General features: G+C 71.3%; 17 protein-coding genes. 12 read left to right on the forward strand and 5 right to left on the reverse strand.

Going from position 1 to position 16,271, the window contains the following annotated elements; genetic code table 11:
• Window positions 1-90: 90 nt before the first annotated feature.
• Window positions 91-1,005: an ABC transporter ATP-binding protein gene (locus HNR30_RS07395; protein WP_181608995.1), complete on the reverse strand. Its 915-nt coding sequence runs from the start codon at window positions 1,003-1,005 to the stop codon at window positions 91-93.
• Window positions 1,006-1,247: 242 nt separating this feature from the next.
• Between HNR30_RS07395 and HNR30_RS07400 the strand changes: the two genes are divergently transcribed.
• Both HNR30_RS07400 and HNR30_RS07405 read left to right on the forward strand, forming a co-directional pair.
• Complete coding sequence (locus HNR30_RS07400; RefSeq protein WP_181608996.1) at window positions 1,248-1,595, forward strand: PRC-barrel domain containing protein; 348 nt, start codon at window positions 1,248-1,250, stop codon at window positions 1,593-1,595.
• A 72-nt stretch (window positions 1,596-1,667) separates the two neighbouring features.
• Window positions 1,668-1,913: a DUF2795 domain-containing protein gene (locus tag HNR30_RS07405; protein WP_181608997.1), complete on the forward strand. Its 246-nt coding sequence runs from the start codon at window positions 1,668-1,670 to the stop codon at window positions 1,911-1,913.
• A 61-nt stretch (window positions 1,914-1,974) separates the two neighbouring features.
• On the opposite strand, the gene HNR30_RS07410 is transcribed toward HNR30_RS07405, so the two are convergent.
• Both HNR30_RS07410 and HNR30_RS07415 read right to left on the reverse strand, forming a co-directional pair.
• Window positions 1,975-4,224 (reverse strand): catalase, encoded by a 2,250-nt coding sequence (locus tag HNR30_RS07410; RefSeq protein ID WP_181608998.1) that lies wholly within the window; start codon window positions 4,222-4,224, stop codon window positions 1,975-1,977.
• A gap of 118 nt (window positions 4,225-4,342) precedes the next feature.
• Window positions 4,343-4,780 (reverse strand): EF-hand domain-containing protein, encoded by a 438-nt coding sequence (locus HNR30_RS07415; RefSeq protein WP_181608999.1) that lies wholly within the window; start codon window positions 4,778-4,780, stop codon window positions 4,343-4,345.
• 178 nt (window positions 4,781-4,958) lie between these two features.
• On the opposite strand from HNR30_RS07415, the gene HNR30_RS07420 reads away from it, so the two are divergent.
• From HNR30_RS07420 to HNR30_RS07440, 5 genes are all read left to right on the forward strand, one after another.
• The gene (locus tag HNR30_RS07420) at window positions 4,959-5,765 is read left to right on the forward strand and encodes an SAM-dependent methyltransferase (protein ID WP_181609000.1); all 807 of its coding nucleotides are present in this window, start codon (window positions 4,959-4,961) and stop codon (window positions 5,763-5,765) included.
• Between the two features lie 107 nt (window positions 5,766-5,872).
• The gene (locus HNR30_RS07425) at window positions 5,873-6,949 is read left to right on the forward strand and encodes an alpha/beta fold hydrolase (protein ID WP_181609001.1); all 1,077 of its coding nucleotides are present in this window, start codon (window positions 5,873-5,875) and stop codon (window positions 6,947-6,949) included.
• Between the two features lie 44 nt (window positions 6,950-6,993).
• Entirely contained in the window at window positions 6,994-7,710 is a 717-nt protein-coding gene (locus HNR30_RS07430) for a hypothetical protein (RefSeq protein WP_181609002.1), read from the forward strand.
• Window positions 7,707-8,702: an LLM class flavin-dependent oxidoreductase gene (locus tag HNR30_RS07435; RefSeq protein ID WP_181609003.1), complete on the forward strand. Its 996-nt coding sequence runs from the start codon at window positions 7,707-7,709 to the stop codon at window positions 8,700-8,702. The genes HNR30_RS07430 and HNR30_RS07435 overlap by 4 nt, the downstream gene beginning before the upstream one ends.
• 126 nt (window positions 8,703-8,828) lie before the next feature.
• Window positions 8,829-9,362, forward strand: a complete 534-nt coding sequence (locus tag HNR30_RS07440) for a calcium-binding protein (protein ID WP_181609004.1) — start codon at window positions 8,829-8,831, stop codon at window positions 9,360-9,362.
• Between the two features lie 34 nt (window positions 9,363-9,396).
• On the opposite strand, the gene HNR30_RS07445 is transcribed toward HNR30_RS07440, so the two are convergent.
• On the reverse strand, window positions 9,397-10,134 hold the full coding sequence (locus HNR30_RS07445) for a VOC family protein (protein ID WP_246378045.1): 738 nt from the start codon (window positions 10,132-10,134) through the stop codon (window positions 9,397-9,399).
• A gap of 208 nt (window positions 10,135-10,342) precedes the next feature.
• Between HNR30_RS07445 and HNR30_RS07450 the strand changes: the two genes are divergently transcribed.
• Window positions 10,343-11,518, forward strand: a complete 1,176-nt coding sequence (locus HNR30_RS07450; protein ID WP_181609006.1) for a VOC family protein — start codon at window positions 10,343-10,345, stop codon at window positions 11,516-11,518.
• A gap of 14 nt (window positions 11,519-11,532) precedes the next feature.
• On the opposite strand, the gene HNR30_RS07455 is transcribed toward HNR30_RS07450, so the two are convergent.
• Window positions 11,533-11,922: a BlaI/MecI/CopY family transcriptional regulator gene (locus tag HNR30_RS07455; protein WP_181609007.1), complete on the reverse strand. Its 390-nt coding sequence runs from the start codon at window positions 11,920-11,922 to the stop codon at window positions 11,533-11,535.
• Window positions 11,923-11,994: 72 nt separating this feature from the next.
• Here HNR30_RS07455 and HNR30_RS49105 point away from each other — a divergent pair, with 72 nt between their 5' ends.
• From HNR30_RS49105 to efeB, 4 genes are all read left to right on the forward strand, one after another.
• Window positions 11,995-12,918, forward strand: a complete 924-nt coding sequence (locus tag HNR30_RS49105; RefSeq protein ID WP_181609008.1) for a M48 family metalloprotease — start codon at window positions 11,995-11,997, stop codon at window positions 12,916-12,918.
• A gap of 92 nt (window positions 12,919-13,010) precedes the next feature.
• Window positions 13,011-13,835, forward strand: coding sequence for an iron uptake transporter permease EfeU (gene efeU / locus HNR30_RS07465; protein WP_181609009.1), 825 nt, complete (start codon window positions 13,011-13,013; stop codon window positions 13,833-13,835).
• A 14-nt stretch (window positions 13,836-13,849) separates the two neighbouring features.
• Window positions 13,850-14,995: an iron uptake system protein EfeO gene (gene efeO, locus HNR30_RS07470; protein ID WP_181609010.1), complete on the forward strand. Its 1,146-nt coding sequence runs from the start codon at window positions 13,850-13,852 to the stop codon at window positions 14,993-14,995.
• Window positions 14,996-15,000: 5 nt separating this feature from the next.
• The gene (gene efeB / locus HNR30_RS07475) at window positions 15,001-16,224 is read left to right on the forward strand and encodes an iron uptake transporter deferrochelatase/peroxidase subunit (RefSeq protein WP_181609011.1); all 1,224 of its coding nucleotides are present in this window, start codon (window positions 15,001-15,003) and stop codon (window positions 16,222-16,224) included.
• The last annotated feature ends 47 nt before the right edge of the window (window positions 16,225-16,271 follow it).

Genomic DNA, 16,271 nt, shown 5'->3' on the forward strand with positions numbered 1-16,271 from the left:
GAAAACCGGGACTCTCTACAACGAGACAACCGCATGGTCGAACCATGCTGAGAATGTCGCTGCTTGACATCTAATCTCCTGGGATGTCTTTCAGGAGTGGTGAGGGTGGGCGCCGGTGAGGCGGACGAACGCGTCCTCCAGGCTGGCCTGCTCCACCCGCAGTGCCAGGGCGACGATGCCGTTGCGGGCCAGGACGGCGGTGACGGCGTTGAGGGCGTCGCCGGTGCCGGTGACGATGACCGTCTCGCCCCGGCGGGTCAGCCCTGACACCTCGGGCAGGGCCGTCAGCAGCCGCTCGTCCAGCGGCGCGGAGGGCCGGAACCTGATGCGCTGCTCGATGCCGGCCCGCTCGGTCAGCCCGGCCGGGGTGTCGACCACGACGACGTGGCCGGCGTCGATGAGCGCCACCCGGTCGCACAGGCGCTCGGCCTCCTCCATGAAGTGGGTGACGATCACGATCGTCACCCCGCGCGAGCGCACCCCCTCGACCAGTTCCCAGGTGTCGCGCCTGGCCTGCGGGTCCAGGCCGGTGGTGAGCTCGTCGAGGATGGCCAGCCGGGGTGAGCCGATGAGCGCCAGCGCGATCGACAGCCGCTGCTTCTGGCCGCCGGACAGCTTGCCGTACCTGGTCCTGGCCTTCTCGCCCAGGCCGAGGCCGTCCATCAGGGTGCGCCAGTCGGCGGGGTCGGGGTAGAAACTGCTGTACAGCTCCAGGGCCTCGGCGACCCGCAGGTGCTCCGGCAGCTGTCCCGCCTGCAACTGCACGCCGAGCTGCCGGGTCAGCTCGGCCCGGTCACGGTGGGGGTCGAGGCCGAGCACCTCGATCGTGCCGCGGTCGGGGACCCGGAGCCCTTCGATGCACTCCACGGTCGTCGTCTTGCCTGCGCCGTTGGGGCCCAGGATGCCGAGGATCTCCCCCTCCTGGACGGTGAGCGAGACGTCCTCGACCGCGATCTTGTCGGCGTAGCGTTTGTGGAGATGGCGAACCTCGATGACCGGCGGCATGGCGGTGTCCTCCTTGGTGATGGTCCCGGCGACCGGGATGTCTCCAGGCTGCTACGGCGCCCCTCGCGCCACCATCGGCCGGTCGTCGGGACCGGGGGATCGGAAGGCGGGTTTCACGGCCTGGCCAGGCGGTGGGTGGCCCTCCACCGATCGGTGGAGGCACGTCGCGGGCCCGCGGACGTTTGACGACGTCAGTGCGGGTAGCCGAACGACCGCAACCACGAACGGAGAGGATCACCCATATGACTGAGCCGTGGAACTACCGCCCGGAAGTCACCGGCGCCGGGGTCGACCTGATCGGGTTCGACGTCGAGGCCACCGACGGCAAGATCGGGTCGGTGGACGAGCAGAGCGACACCGTGGGGGAGAACTACATCGTCGTCGACACCGGGTTCTGGATCTTCGGCAAGAAGGTCGTCATGCCCGCGGGCACGATCACCCGGATCGACCCGCAGGAGCGCAAGGTCTTCCTCGCCCGCACCAAGGAAGAGATCAAGAACGCCCCCGAGTTCGACGCCGACACCTACAAGGATTCGGCCTACCGGCAGCAGGTGGGCGACTACTACGGTCGCTACGACCAGGGGCTGTAAGCGCGTGACCGGGTCCGCCGCCGTTGCCGCGCAGGCACGCGGCGGACCCTTTCGCAGGGGGAGGGATGAGACATGAACCAGGAACACCAGCCGGGCTCGCCGGAGGGCATGAGCCCTGGGCAGGTCGACACACGCAGCGAGCTGGCCAAGTGGATCAGCGGCACGCAGGTCTTCCCGGCGGGACGTGAGTCGTTGCTGGAACGGGCGCGTTCGGAGGGGGCGCCGGAGGAAGTGCTGTCCATCGTGCGTTCGCTGCCCGATCGGACCTACGAGAACATGCAGGACGTCGCGTCGGAGCTCGGGCTCGCGTCTGAGTGAGCCGCGAGTGGGACCGATCGCCCGGGTGAGCGTGAGACGCTCACCCGGGCGATCGGCTTTTTCAGCCGAGGGCGCTCGGGAACCTCTCCCACACGCGGTGCAGGGCCAGCAGCCCGGTCACCTGCTCCAGTACGTCGGCGGCCGACTCCCCGGTGACCACCCCGGGTGCCGTCGCCGGGATGCCGGCGGCGGTGAACGCCTCCCGGGCCTCGCCCCAGCCGCCCAGGGGCTTGGCGTGCCGGTAGGCCTCGTTGAGCAGCAGCGCGACCCTCGGGTCGACCGTGCCGCTGACCCCCGCCTTGGCGTCGCGGGCACCCTGCGCGTCGGCGCCGGGCTCCGGTGCGCCCGCGACGAGGATCGCGTCGAACTCCACCGAACGGGCCGCCGCGAAGGTGCGCTGGACGGTGACCGGCTCTCCCGGCCCCGGCAGCACGCCGCCGGTGGGTGCGATGATCAGCGGCACCATGCCGCCGTCGAGCACCGCCTGCCGTACGGTCCTGACCGCGTCGAGGTCGGGGCCCGCCACGATGCCGACGATCCGGCCCTCGGTCGGCCAGGTACGGCCCACCTGCGACAACGCCGGACTGGCCGCCGGATCGCCCTCGGGTGCGCCGTCGGGCGCGGGCAGGCCGAGACCGGCGGCCACCTCGCGGCAGAGCACCGGGTCGATCCGGGCCAGCACCAGGAGCTGCCGCTCCTTGATCGCCTGCTCGTAGACCTTGCTCAGCTCGAACGTGTAGGCCGCGATCACGTGCTCGCGTTCCACCGGCGACAGGCTCAGCCAGAACAGGCGCGCCTGGCTGAAATGATCGTCGAAGGAGGCCGGTGAGAGCCGTCCGCGCGGCGCCGCCTCCACCGGGACGGGCACCTCGACGTAGCCGTCCGGCGCGTGGAAGGGGCACCCGCCGTCGAGCGAGTTGGGGCGGTACGGCGCGGCCCCGGCGTGCACGGCGGTCTGGTGCATGCCATCGCGCAGCATGTCGTTGACCGGAGCGTGCGTCCGGTTGATCGGCAGCTGGTTGAAGTTCGGCCCGCCCAGGCGGGTGAGCTGGGTGTCGAGGTAGGAGAACAGCCGCCCGGCCAGCAGCGGGTCGTCGCTGACATCGATGCCGGGCACCAGGTGCCCGACGTGGAAGGCGACCTGTTCGGTCTCGGCGAAGTAGTTGACCGGGTTGGCGTTGAGCGTCATCAGCCCGATCGGCTGCACCGGCGCGAGCTCCTCCGGCACGATCTTCGTCGGGTCGAGCAGGTCGATGCCCTCGAAGGTCTGCTCCGGCGTGTCCGGGAAGATCTGCACCCCGAGCTCCCACTGTGGATGGGCCCCGGCCTCGATGGCGTCGGCCAGGTCGCGCCGGTGGAAGTCGGGATCGACCCCGCCCAGCAGCTGCGCCTCCTCCCACACCAGCGAGTGCACGCCGGCCTTCGGCTTCCAGTGGAACTTCACCAGCACCGTGCCGCCGTCGGCGGCGACCAGGCGGAAGGTGTGGACGCCGAAGCCCTCCATCATCCGGTACGAGCGCGGGATGCCCCGGTCGGACATGTTCCAGATCGTGTGATGGGTCGCCTCGGTGTGCAGGCTCACGAAGTCCCAGAAGGTGTCGTGCGCGCTCTGCGCCTGCGGGATCTCGCGGTCCGGGTGGGGCTTGCCCGCGTGGATGACGTCGGGGAACTTGATCGCGTCCTGGATGAAGAAGACCGGGATGTTGTTGCCGACCAGGTCGAAGATGCCCTCGCTGGTGTAGAACTTCGTCGCGAAGCCGCGGGTGTCGCGCACCGTGTCGGCCGAGCCGCGCGATCCGAGCACCGTGGAGAAGCGCACGAACACCGGCGTGCGCACGTCCTTGGCCAGGAAGGCCGCCTTGCTGATGGTGGCGGCCGTGCCGTACGCCTGGAACACGCCGTGCGCGGCGGCGCCGCGGGCGTGGACGACTCGCTCCGGGATGCGTTCGTGGTCGAAGTGGGTGATCTTCTCGCGCAGGTGATGGTCGCGCAGCAGCGTCGGGCCGCGCGGCCCGGCCTTGAGCGAGTGGTCGGTGTCCGGCAGGCGCGTGCCGGTGGCCGTGGTCAGGAACGGCCCGCCCTGCGCCCGGCTCTCGGCCGTCTCACCGGACGGCTGGCCGGTGGCCGTGAGCGGGTCGGGCCCGTGCTGGTCGGGCTTGGGCGGAAGCGGCTCGCGTGGTTCCACGGGCTCGGCCAGGCTCGGCGGCTCGGCACCCGGGCGGCCCGGGATCTCCCCGGCCGCTCCGTCGTCCGCCACGGCGTCGATCACCTTGTCGATGGCCCTGGCCACCGGGTTGGTCTGTTCGGGCATGTGCATGGTCCCCCGTGTTCGTCAATCACTGAGCGCGTCGGTCAGCTCGCCCACGAAGGGCCACTACCCATGATGAAGTGGCACAAGCCAGACGGTTCGAGCGACAGCGGTTGTGTCGCTACCGGCGATAACGCCTGACGAGAGCTTCGAAGACCTCCCGCGGCAGCACTTCGCGCTCCTCGGGATGGAGGTTGCGAAGGAAGGCGGCGATCCGCTCGTGGGAGACGTCGATGCCGTGGGAGAGGAGATAGGTGCGCAGCGCCTTGGCGTCCACGGGCTTGTCGAAGCGGGAGTACAGCAGCTCGCCGTAGAAGGGCGAGGGCGCCCGGCGGCGCAGGCTCTCGAACGCTGTGCGGGAGATGCCCCGCTGGTGTTCGCCGGGGGTGAGGCCGATGAGGAAGTCGATGTCGCCGAGCGTGATGTGCTGGCCGGTGACGGTCAGGCCGAGCAGCAGTTCCACGGGCGAGAGACGGCCGTCGTGGTCGCTGTCGAAGAGGTCGAAGGTGTCGCGCTCCTCCTGGATCGGTTCTTTGTCGCGGGCGGCCGGGCGGGCCATGGACGTTCGCCTCCTGAAAGGGACATTGAGCTTTCTTTACTCCCTCTGCCCTCAATTCGGGAGAAGATGACCGCAGCGCGTGATCGTTCCTCGGCACCGCCTTCGCGATGGGCGGGAGCCGTACAAGCGCTACGATGATCTTCCTGCTCCGCCACCTCCTCCCTCCAGGAGTCAGCGCATGTCCGTCGACGACGCCAGCCCCCGCACCGACTTAGCCGCCAAGATCAAGCCCGACGTTCCCCACGCCGCGAGGATGTGGAACTACTGGATGGGCGGCAAGGACAACTTCGAGGCCGATCGCGCGGCGGGCGACGCGGTGGCCCGGGTGTATCCGGAGATCGTGAGGATGGCCGCCGAATCCCGGACGTTCCTGCACCGGGCCGTGCGCTACCTGGCCGGCGAGGCCGGCATCGACCAGTTCCTCGACATCGGCACCGGTCTGCCCACGATGCAGAACACCCACGAAATCGCCCAGAGCATCGCCCCCCAGTCACGCATCGTCTACGTCGACAACGACCCCCTGGTGCTCGTCCACGCCCGCGCGCTGCTGCGCAACACCACCCCTGAAGGGGTGACCACCTACGTCGACGGCGACTACCACCAGCCCGAGCAGATCATCGACGACGCCGCGAACGTGCTCGACCTCACCCGGCCCATCGGGGTGATGTTCATGGGCGTGCTCGGCTACGTCGCCGACCTGGAGGAGATGCGGTCGATCGTCACGCGGGTGATGGACGCCGTGCCGTCGGGCAGCTACCTGGTGCTGTGGGACGGCACCAACACCGGCCAGGCCGTCAGCGAGGGCGCCGACCAGCTCGAGGAGAGCGGGGCGGTGCCGTACCACCTGCGCTCGCTGGAGGAGCTCGGCAGCATCTTCGACGGGCTGGAGCTGGTCGAGCCGGGGCTGAGCCCCATCACGCACTGGCACAACGAGAACAGCGCCCGGCCCATCGACGCGCACGGCGCGGTGGCCAGGAAGCCCTGACCGCGCGGCTCACTCGACCGTGGAATGCTCACCGTCGAGTGAGTCTTTGGACCTGTGACAACCTTTGACCTGTGACAGCCGGCCGGCGCGATGGCATGCTGGATCCGGTGAAGCAGGCCATCAGGTTCGCCTCCACGCCAGGGGGCCGCGTCGCCTACTCGGTCGCCGGCAGCGGCCCTCCCGTCGTCTACCTCCTCGGCTGGGTGTCGCACCTGGGCCTGGCCTGGGAGGTGCCCTCCCACCGCCGGTTCGTGGAAGCGCTGGCCCGCGAGCACACCGTCATCCGCTACGACAAGCTGGGCTGCGGCCTGTCCGACCGCCCGCGCCAGACCTTCACGCTGGAGTCCGAGCTCGAGACGCTCGAGGCGCTGATCGGCCATCTCGGCCTCAAGCGCTACACCCTCTTCGGCTCCTGCGAGGGCGGGCAGGTGGCGGCCGCGCACGCCGCCCGCCATCCCGACGCCGTCGCGTCGCTGCTGGTGTACGGCAGCTGCGCCCGTGGTGACGACCTCGCGCCCGACCCGGTCAAACGTTCGGTCCTGTCGCTGATCGAAGCGCACTGGGGGATGGGGTCGCGGGTCCTGGCCGACATCTGGCTGCCGGGTGCCGAGGCCGAGGTGGCCGGCATGTTCGCGCGGATCCAGCGGGCCGCGGCGACGGGGGAGACCGCCGCTGCGCTGCTGGAGATGTTCTACCGCATCGAGGTCGGCGACCTCCTGCCGGAGATCCGCGTCCCCACGCTCGTGCTCCACCGGCGTGACAGCCGGGCCGTCCGCTTCGAGCTGGGGCGCGAGCTGGCCTCGCTGATCCCTGACGCGCAGTTCGTCGCGCTGGAGGGGCGCATGCAGCCGATCTACTCTGAGGGCGAGGACGTCGCGGCGGCGACGATCCTGTCGTTCCTGCGCGAGCGCGTGAGCGGCAGGCGCCACGCGGTCGCCGACGGCCCGCTCACCGAGCGGCAGCTGCAGGTGGTGGGCCTCATCGCCGAGGGGCTGACCAATGCCGAGATCGCCCAGATCCTGGGAGTGTCCGTGCGCACGGTCGACGCGCACGTCGAGCACGTGCGTCACAAGCTCGGCGTGCGCTCGCGCGCCCAGATGGCCGTGTGGGCGAGCCGGCAGCGTGTAGGTGGTTTCCGGGCGGACGCCCCGCTACCCGTGCCAAACGCCCCGACGCCTAGGTAGAACGTCTGATTCGCCCAGGTGGAGACGGCCTTTAGCGTCGTGGGGTGCTGAATCAGAACATCGTCATCGACCCCGCCTTCGAGGGTCCACCCGCCTCCGCCCACGGCGGATACGCCTGCGGGCTGCTGGCGCCGTACCTTCCGCCGGACGCCGAGATCACGCTCAGGAAGCCGGTACGGCTCGGCGTCACGCTCCGGCTGAAGCGCGGCGACGGCGGCCTCCGGCTGCACGACGGGTTCGCCGTCGTCGCCGAGGCCGGCACGACCACCCTGGTGAACCGGGCGCCGCGGCCGCCGACGGTCGCGGAGGCGTCGAGCGCCGCCGAGGCCTTCCCCGGCCGCGCGTCCAGCGCCTTCGCGCGCTGCGTGGTCTGCGGAACCGGCCGCACCGACGCCGACGCCTTCCGCGTCTTCCCCGGCCCGCTCCCCGGCCGGGACCTCATGGCGGCCGTGTGGCGCCCGAACGGCAGCGCCCTGGCCGGGGACACGATCAAACCGGAGTACGTGTGGGCCGCGCTCGACTGCCCGGCGGGCTGGGCGGCGATGTGGTTCGGCCCGAGGAGCGGGGTGGCCGTCCTCGGCCGCATGGCGGCCTGGGTGCCGGGACCCATCGCCGCCTACGACACGCACATCCTGGTCGGCTGGCTCGAAGGCGGGTCCGGCCGCAAACTCCACGCCGGCTCCGCCCTCTACTCGCCCTCCGGCACCCTGCAGGCCTTCTCCTGCCAGACGTGGATCACCCTGACGAAGGAACCGCGATGACAACCGTACGGCGGGGCGTCGCGCTGACGCCGATGGAGCTACGGCGCGACATGATCGTGCGCATGGCCGTGCTCGCGGACGACTTGGGCTACGAGATCTTCTTGGTCGCCGAGGGCTGGGGGCTGGACTCGACCGTCCTGCTGGCCGAGATCGCGACCGTCACCCGGAGGATCAAGCTCGCGGCCGGAATCCTGTCGGTGTGGAGCCGCACCCCGGGAACTCTCGCGATGGCCGCCGCGACCCTGCACCAGCTCTCGGCCGGCCGCTTCGTCCTCGGCCTGGGCGCCAGCACCTCGCAACTGGTGGAGGGCTGGCACGGCCTGCCGTACACCCGCCCGGCGGACCGGCTGCGGCAGGTCGCCGCCGGGGTGCGTTCCCTGCTGGCCGGGGAACGAGCCGTGCCCGCCGTACCGCGGGCTCGTGCGTTGCGGCTGGGACAGCCGCCGGTCGCGGACCTGCCGATCTGGATCGCCGCCACCGGCGAGCGGACCATCCGGGTCGCCGCCGAGCTGGCCGACGGCTGGTACCCGCTCTACCTGCGCCGTGATCGCTGCCACGAGCTGGCCGCCGAGATCGGGCGGCTGCGCGCCGGCGCGGGCCGGCCCCCGCTCACCGTGGCGGCCGGCCCCCTCACCGTCGTGGACCAGGACCCCGAAGCCGCCCGCACCGTCGCGGCCGCCTGCACGGCGTTCTACCTCGCGGCCATGGGCGAGGTCTACCCTCGCGTCGTATCGGCGCAGGGCCTCGGCGAGCAGGTCGAGCTCGTCCGCGCCGCCAACGCGTCGACCGGCCGTGCCTTGGGCGTCGTGCCGGACGCGGCCCAGGTCCTGCTGGACGAGTTCACGGCCTACGGAGCGGCGGCCGACGTGCGGAAGCAGCTGCGGAGCTGGGACGACGTCGCCGACATCACCATGGTCGGCATCCCGCCGGGTATCGCGTGGCCGCAGATCGAGGCCACCCTGCGCGCCGCCGCCCCTGCCTCCGGCGCTTGATCCCCTGCCTGCCGAGCCACCAGGCAGAAGTACGGCCTCGCAGCGCGTATTCGTGCGCGGGGCTCCCCCGCAAGATCGGTGTCTACTCATCGCCGGGGCCCGGGACACACCAACAGAAGGATCACGATGAGAAACGCACTACGCACGCTCGCCCTGGGGGCACTGGTGGCGGCGCCGTTGCTGGCCATGTCGGCCCCGGCGCACGCTCTGACCAATGTGACGTCGAGCGGCGGACGGCTCTCCGTCAACGCGGCGAACGTCAGCGACGCCATCTCCATCAACCTCGAGAGCGGCTTCCTCGTGGTGAGGAACAACAAGGACCCGCTGATCACCGGGGGAGTCTGCCAGCAGGTCGACGCCAACACGGTGCGGTGCCCGAGCGGGGGTGTCACCAACATCCAGGCCAACCTGCAGGGTGGCAACGACACCCTGAGCAACAACACCTCGCTGCCTTCGAGGGTCTTCATGGGCCCGGGGGTGGACACCTTCTTCGGCGGTCCGGGGAAGGACTTCGTCTCCGGGGACGACAACGACGACGTGCTGAACGGCAGGGGAGGCAACGACATCCTGGTCGGCAACGCCGGGTTCGATCAGGGCTTCGGCGGCGCGGACAACGACTTCTGCGACACCGAGACGCTGAACTCCTGCGAGGATTCCTGACCGGTCCCTGATCGCCGCCCCGGCGGCGGCGCCTTCATCGCGGTTCGAGGATGGCGAAGGTGGCGCCGGCGGGGTCGGTGACGATGCTGCGCCGGCCGAGCGGGGTGCCGGACGGCGGGGTGACGTCCGCCGCGCCGAGCCGGCGGGCGCGGGCGGCGGCGGCGTCGCAGTCGGCGACCTGGAAGTAGGGCCGCCAGGTGGCGGGCCCGTCGTGGGCGGTGACGTCGCCGACGTCGGTGCCCAGGTGGTGCCAGGTGGTGCGCCCGTCGGGGAGGCGGACGGTGGTCCAGCCGAAGACGGCGGTGTAGAAGCCGTCGGACCGGGCGGGGTCGGGGCTGAGGAGTTCCAGGTGGCACAGGGCCGAGGGCTCGTTCATGGCTCCGGCGCCCTTGAGGTCGTAGGGCCGCCAGAGGGCGAAGTCGGCGCCCTGCGGGTCGACGCAGATGGCGATGCGGCCGAGGTTGGCGACGTCGGCGGGGGCCAGGACCTCGGCGCCGCCGTGCCGGACGACGCCGGCGGTGGTCTGTTCGAGCTCGTCGCTGCGGAAGTACGCGCTCCAGGAGGCGGTGGGCGAGTCGGAGAAGTCGAGCATGCCGCCGACCTCGGGCCCCTGGACGTCGCCGAGGGTGAAGATCTCGTAGTCGGAGAAGGAGTCCAGGGACAGCCGGTAGCCGCCCCACCCGAACAGGTCGCCGTAGAAGGCGCGGGCCGCCTCCGGGTCGGGGGTCGCGAGCTCCACCCAGGACGGCATCCCGGCCGGATAGTCCGTCATCCTCAGCACCGCGCCTCCTGAACCCGCCTGTTCGATCTTGTTGTCAGGCTAGGTCGCCCCTTTCCAGGGGAAAGGCATCGGGGAGGAAAGGTTGCGCTATGCCCGGATCTGGCCGGGCGGCGCCTCGACGATCCCGACCCTGCCGGGTTCCGGGATTGCCGCCGGCCACCTCTCGAACATTTGTGCGGTCAACCTCTACAGTGTCGGCATGACCGAAATCGGAACGGACTGGCGGCTGCTCGACGGTGTGGCGACGGCCTGGTTCGACGCCGCTTCGCTGAGCGAAGGGGCCGCGCTGGCCGGGCACATCGTGGAGCTGGGGGCCGTGGCCGACCTGCGCGCCTCCGGCATCCGGGTGCGCCTCGACCCGGAGGACCTCAAGCACGCCCAGACGGTGTCGGAGGCCGCGCGGGCCCTCGGGCTGGCCGCGAACCCCGCCGTCCTGCAACACCTGAGCGTCGTGGCCGAATCCGCGGACCCGCCCGCGGTGAGACGGTTCTGGCAGCACGCGCTCGACTACGTGCCCGGGCAGGACGGCGGTCTGGCCGATCCGCTCAGGCGCGACCCCGCGCTGCGGATCCGGGAGTCGGCCGAGCCCCGGCCCCTGCGCAACCGCATCCACCTCGACGTGGTCCGGCCGGAGGCCGCGGTCGGGCAGGCGGGCCTCGGTGAGGCCTCGGGACCGTTCGGGGTCCGCCACGCCGACCCCGACGGCAACGAGGTCGACCTGGTGCCGGGCGCGGCGCTCGGCGAGGGGGGCGAGACGGCCGACTGGCAGGCGGTCTTCAGCGCGATGGCGTGCTATCGCACCACCTCTCCGGCGCAGCAGCGTGACCTGGCCGCCACGGCGGCGGCGCTGGCCGGGGACGTGGGCTTCCCGCTGTTGATCGACCTGCGTCCCGGGCTCGTGATCCTCGACAGCGGCAAGGACCAGTGGGAGGAGGACGCCCACGGCCTCGGTCTCGACTTCACCGATCTCGCCCGCAAGCTCCAGGCCGCCGCGCGCGGACTCGGGGCCGGCGCGGATCCGGGGCTGCCGCGCTTCGTGCAGCTCTTCCTCGACGCCGCCGACGTCGAGGCGATCCGCGCGTTCTGGGCCGCGGCACTCGGGTACACCCACGACCGGCGGGCAGGGGCGAGCGACATCCACGACCCGCGGCGGCTGAACCCGGTGCTGGTGTTCCAGGAGCTCGATCTTTCGGAGACGGAGCGGCGCCGGCAGCGCAACCGCATCCACGTCGAGCTGGCGGTGCCGTCGGACCTAGCGCGGGAGCGCCTCGCCGCGCTCGTCGCGGCCGGTGGCCGGCTCCTGGGCGAGTCGGAGGGCCGCTGGCGGGTCGCCGATCCCGAGGGCAACGACCTGGTGATCGTCAGCGGGGCGTGAGCTCGGCGGTACGCCTATGGGCCGGGCTCGTCGCTGAGCAGGCTGCGCAGCAGCGCCTCGTCACCGGTGTCGAGCTCGCTCACGAACCGCCGGAGCACGGTGGCGTGATCGTCCTCCGCCCTGAGCAGCGCGCTCATGCGCTGCGCGACCAGCCCGGCGGCGTCCACGAGGGCCCCGTAGCGATACGAGCGGCCCTCCCGGCGCCGCGTGACCGCCTCCTTCTTGTGCAGGCGGATCAGTGTCGTGACCACGGCGCTGTAGGACAGCGCGCCCGACGGGTCGATCCGGTCGCGCACCTGGCCGGGCGTGAGCGAGCGGCCCGCGTCGCGCAAGGCGGTGAGGATCGCCGCCTCCAGCTCGCCGGGCCGGCGGCGGTCGGCGCGGCCCTGCGGGTCGGTGTTCATCACTGACACCCTATCGAGGCATCCCGAATCTCATGGCAGGCTGAAGGCCACGTCACAGCCAAGGAGAGGCCGATGTTCGATCACTTCGTGTGGTCGGTGGTGGTGAGCCCCCCGCTGATCGTGGTAGCGGCCCGTCTCGTCGCCGGCGGGCTCGCCCCCGCGCGTGCCGCTCGGGTGCTGGCCTGGTCCGCCGCGGTGGTGGCGGCGGCGAGCACGGCGAATCTGGCGGTGTTCGCCCTCAAGGCCGTGGCCGAGGTGCCGGCGGTGGCCGGGGTGCTGGGCTGGTCGCCGGAGGTGGTCCAGGCGGACACGGCCCAGGTTCCCTGGGTGTCGTGGGCATCGCTGGTGCTGGTGGTCGCCGCCGTCGCCTCGGTGGGCCGGACTCACCGCCGCCATCGTCGCGACCTGCGGGCGGCTCAGGTGTTCTCGCGTCCGGGCGACGGGGTGCTGCTGGTCGAGGACGACGCCGTGACCGCCTTCGCGGTGCCGGGCGCGTCGCGGGATCCCGGCTGGGTGGTCGTCACCACCGGCATGCGCGAGGCGTTGACCGCGCGGCAGTACCAAGCGCTCCTGGCGCACGAGCGCGCCCACCTCGCCGGGGCCCATCATCGGCTGGTACGGCTGGCCGAGCTGGCCGGCGCCGCCCATCCGGCGTTGTGGTGGGTGAGCCGCCAGGTCGGTTTCCTGGTCGAGCGCGCCGCGGACGAGGAGGCGGCGGCCGAGGTGGGCGACCGGCGGCTGGTGGCGCAGGCCGTCGGTCAGGCGGCGCTGGCTTCCACCAGGTCGGGCAGAGTGTCACAGGTCCTGCACGTGGCGGGGCAGGCGAGGCCGGGGGCGGTTCCGAGGCGGGTGTCCGCGCTGTTGCGGCCCGCCCGCCGTACGCGCCGGATGCCGGCCGTGGTCCCGGTGGCGGTGGCGGTGGCGACCGTGGTGTGGACCGGTGAGGCGATCTGGGACCTGCTGGAGCTGCTCTGGCTGGCCGCCTCCGGGAGGTGAGGGCCCGCCTAGGTAGTTAGGTGAGCCTATGTTAACTTCTACAGCATGTAGCGGAGCCTGCCGGGCTCTCCTCCGACTCTCAGGAGCATGCTGTGCTCGCCAGCTACCTCATCGGCCTGCGTGAAGGGCTGGAGGCGACCCTGGTCGTCTCGGTCCTGGTCGCCTTCCTGGTCAAGAGCGACCGCAGGGACAAACTGCCGCTGGTGTGGACCGGCGTGCTCGCGGCCGTGGCCCTGTCGGTCGGCTTCGGCGCGGTCCTCACCTTCACCGCCGCGCGGCTCGGATTCCAGCAGCGGGAGCTGTTCGAGGCGATCACCTCGCTGCTCGCCGTCGTGTTCGTCACCTGGATGATCTTCTGGATGCGACGGGCGGCCCGCGCCCTCTCCGCCGAACTGCGCGGCAAGCTCTCCGAGGCGCTGGAACTGGGCTCCCTGGCCGTCGTCGTCATGGCCTTCCTGGCCGTCGCGCGCGAAGGGCTGGAGACGGCACTGCTCTTCTTCGCCTCCGTGCAGGGCGCCACCGCCTCGGCCCAGCCGCTGATCGGCATCACCCTGGGCGTGCTCACCTCGATCGTGCTCGGCTACGGCCTCTACAGGTCCGCCGTGCGCGTCAACCTCACCACGTTCTTCACCTGGACGGGCCTGCTGCTCATCCTCGTGGCCGCCGGGATCTTCAAGTACGGCGTGCACGATCTGCAGGAGGCGGGGGTGCTTCCCGGACTGAACAGCCTCGCCTTCGACATCGGCGCCGTGCTGCCCGCCGACTCCTGGTACGGCGCGCTGCTGGGCGGCATGTTCAACATCACCCCGCAGCCCAGCGTCCTGGAGACCGTCGCGTGGGCCGTCTACCTCGTCCCCACCCTGTACTTCTTCCTGCGCCCGTCCCGCACCAAGCTCACCCCCGCCCCCGTGGTCTGAACAGGAGCACCACCATGTCCGCCATCACCCGTCTCACCATCGGCGCCCTCGCCGTGGCCGCGCTGACCGCGTGCGCGGCCGAGACCCCCGCCGGTCCGGGCGCGGCGGCCCAACCCGGTCAAGCCGGGCCCGGCAAGGTCGCGGTCGCCGCCAGCGACACCGAGTGCAAGGTGGCCGTCTCCGAGGTGGCCGCCGGCACCAGCACCTTCGCCGTCACCAACGGCGGCAGCAAGGTCACCGAGTTCTACGTCTACGCGCCGGGCGACCGGGTGATGGCCGAGGTCGAGAACATCGTGCCGGGCCTGACCCGCGAGCTGATCGCCGAGCTGCCCGCGGGCAGCTACGAGACGGCCTGCAAGCCGGGCATGGTGGGCAAGGGCATCCGCAGCCCGCTGAAGGTCACCGGCGAGCACAAGCCGCTCAACGCCGACGCCAAGCTCGCCGAGGCCACCGCCAGCTACAAGCGATACGTCAAGAGCCAGAGCGACACGCTGCTGGTCAAGACCCAGGAGTTCGTCGACGCGGTCAAGGCGGGCGAGATCGACAAGGCCAAGGAGCTCTTCCCGGTCTCGCGCACCTACTGGGAGCGCATCGAGCCGGTCGCGGAGATCTTCGGCGACCTCGATCCGGCCATCGACGCCCGCGAGGCCGACCTGGCCGAGGGCGAGGAGTGGACCGGCTTCCACAAGATCGAGAAGGATCTGTGGATCACCAAGGACATCAGCAAGGACGGCCCGATCGCCGACAAGCTCATCGCCGACGTCAAGACCATCGTGGCCAAGGCCAACACCGCCGAGCTGACCCCGCTCAACCTGGCCAACGGCGCCAAGGAGCTGCTCGACGAGGTCGCCACCGGCAAGATCACCGGGGAGGAGGACATCTGGTCGCACACCGACCTGTGGGACTTCGCCGCCAACCTGGCCGGTTCCAAGGCCGCCGTGCAGTCGCTGCGCCCGGTGCTGGAGGAGCGTGCTCCCGACCTGGTCAAGACCCTCGACGAGAAGTTCGCCGCCGCCGAGGCGGAGCTCGGCAAGCACCAGAAGGGCGACGGCTGGCGGCTGCACAACGAGCTGTCCAAGGAGGAGCTGAAGAGCCTGTCCGATGTGATCAACGCACTCGCCGAGCCGATCAGCACGATCGCGCCGATCGTCGCGAAGTAGGCGCCATGAGCATCAGCCGGCGCACGATGTTCGGCCTCGGAGCCGCCGGGGCCGCGGCGGTGGGAGCGGGCGCGATCGCCGCCCGCTCGCTGCTGGAGGAGCCGACCGCGGCTCACGCCGCCTCCACCTCCGACCCGTTCCCCTTCTACGGCGAGCACCAGGCGGGCATCGTCACCCCCGCCCAGGACCGCCTGCACTTCGTCGCCTTCGACGTCACCACCTCCCGGCGCGACGAACTCCTCGAGTTGCTGCAGGAGTGGACGGCCGCAGCCGCCCGCCTCACCCAGGGCAAGGAGGCCGGCGCGTTCGGCGCCGTCGGCGGACCCGCCGAGGGCGCGCCCGACGACACCGGCGAGGCGCTCGGCCTGCCCGCCTCGGGGCTGACCCTCACCATCGGCTTCGGCGCCTCGCTGTTCGACGACCGGTTCGGGCTGGCCGCCAAGCTCCCCGCCGCGCTGGCGCCCCTGCCGAAGTTCCCCGGCGAGCGGCTGATCCCCGAGATCTCCGGCGGCGACATCTGCGTGCAGGCGTGCGCCCACGACCCGCAGGTGGCCGTGCACGCCATCAGGAACCTGGCGCGCATCGGGTTCGGCCGGGTGTCGGTGCGCTGGTCCCAGCTCGGCTTCGGCCGTACGTCGTCGACCTCGCGCGCCCAGGTGACCCCCCGCAACCTGATGGGGTTCAAGGACGGCACCAACAACATGAAGCTGGAGGACGCGGCGCTGGTCCGCGAGCAGCTCTGGGCCTCCGCGGCCGACGGGGCCGCCTGGATGGCGGGCGGCAGCTACCTGGTCACCCGCAAGATCCGCATGACGATCGAGACGTGGGACCGCACCTCGCTGCGCGAGCAGGAGGACATCTTCGGCCGCGACAAGGGCGAGGGCGCCCCGGTGGGCAAGGCGCGGGAGTTCGATCCGGTGGACCTGGCCGCGATGAAGCCGGATGCCCACGTACGGCTGGCGCACCCCTCGCAGCACGGTGACGCGCACCTGCTGCGGCGGGGCTACAACTTCGTCGACGGCTCCGACGGGCTCGGGCGCCTGGACGCCGGGTTGTTCTTCATCGCCTACCAGCGCGACCCGCGCAAGCAGTTCGTGCCAGTCCAGATGAGCCTGGCCAGGACCGACCCGCTGAACGAGTACATCAAGCACGTCTCCAGCGGGCTGTTCGCCTGCCCGCCCGGCGTGCGCGACGCGGGCGACTTCTGGGGGCGCGAACTGTTCGCCTGATCGCCCACCACCTCGATGATCACGGCCGGGTCCCTGCCCGGCTGCTG

Origin of the sequence: Nonomuraea soli, assembly GCF_013761175.1 — a bacterium.
Classification (GTDB): domain Bacteria; phylum Actinomycetota; class Actinomycetes; order Streptosporangiales; family Streptosporangiaceae; genus Nonomuraea; species Nonomuraea soli.

Bases quoted from the DNA above. Each gene is read 5' to 3' on its own strand.
- HNR30_RS07395 (WP_181608995.1), bottom strand. From the start codon at position 1,005: ATGCCGCCGGTCATCGAGGTTCGCCATCTCCACAAACGCTACGCCGAC.
- HNR30_RS07400 (WP_181608996.1), top strand. From the start codon at position 1,248: ATGACTGAGCCGTGGAACTACCGCCCGGAAGTCACCGGCGCCGGGGTC.
- HNR30_RS07405 (WP_181608997.1), top strand. From the start codon at position 1,668: ATGAACCAGGAACACCAGCCGGGCTCGCCGGAGGGCATGAGCCCTGGG.
- HNR30_RS07410 (WP_181608998.1), bottom strand. From the start codon at position 4,224: ATGCCCGAACAGACCAACCCGGTGGCCAGGGCCATCGACAAGGTGATC.
- HNR30_RS07415 (WP_181608999.1), bottom strand. From the start codon at position 4,780: ATGGCCCGCCCGGCCGCCCGCGACAAAGAACCGATCCAGGAGGAGCGC.
- HNR30_RS07420 (WP_181609000.1), top strand. From the start codon at position 4,959: ATGTCCGTCGACGACGCCAGCCCCCGCACCGACTTAGCCGCCAAGATC.
- HNR30_RS07435 (WP_181609003.1), top strand. From the start codon at position 7,707: ATGACAACCGTACGGCGGGGCGTCGCGCTGACGCCGATGGAGCTACGG.
- HNR30_RS07440 (WP_181609004.1), top strand. From the start codon at position 8,829: ATGAGAAACGCACTACGCACGCTCGCCCTGGGGGCACTGGTGGCGGCG.
- HNR30_RS07445 (WP_246378045.1), bottom strand. From the start codon at position 10,134: ATGACGGACTATCCGGCCGGGATGCCGTCCTGGGTGGAGCTCGCGACC.
- HNR30_RS07450 (WP_181609006.1), top strand. From the start codon at position 10,343: ATGACCGAAATCGGAACGGACTGGCGGCTGCTCGACGGTGTGGCGACG.
- HNR30_RS07455 (WP_181609007.1), bottom strand. From the start codon at position 11,922: ATGAACACCGACCCGCAGGGCCGCGCCGACCGCCGCCGGCCCGGCGAG.
- HNR30_RS49105 (WP_181609008.1), top strand. From the start codon at position 11,995: ATGTTCGATCACTTCGTGTGGTCGGTGGTGGTGAGCCCCCCGCTGATC.
- efeO (WP_181609010.1), top strand. From the start codon at position 13,850: ATGTCCGCCATCACCCGTCTCACCATCGGCGCCCTCGCCGTGGCCGCG.
- efeB (WP_181609011.1), top strand. From the start codon at position 15,001: ATGAGCATCAGCCGGCGCACGATGTTCGGCCTCGGAGCCGCCGGGGCC.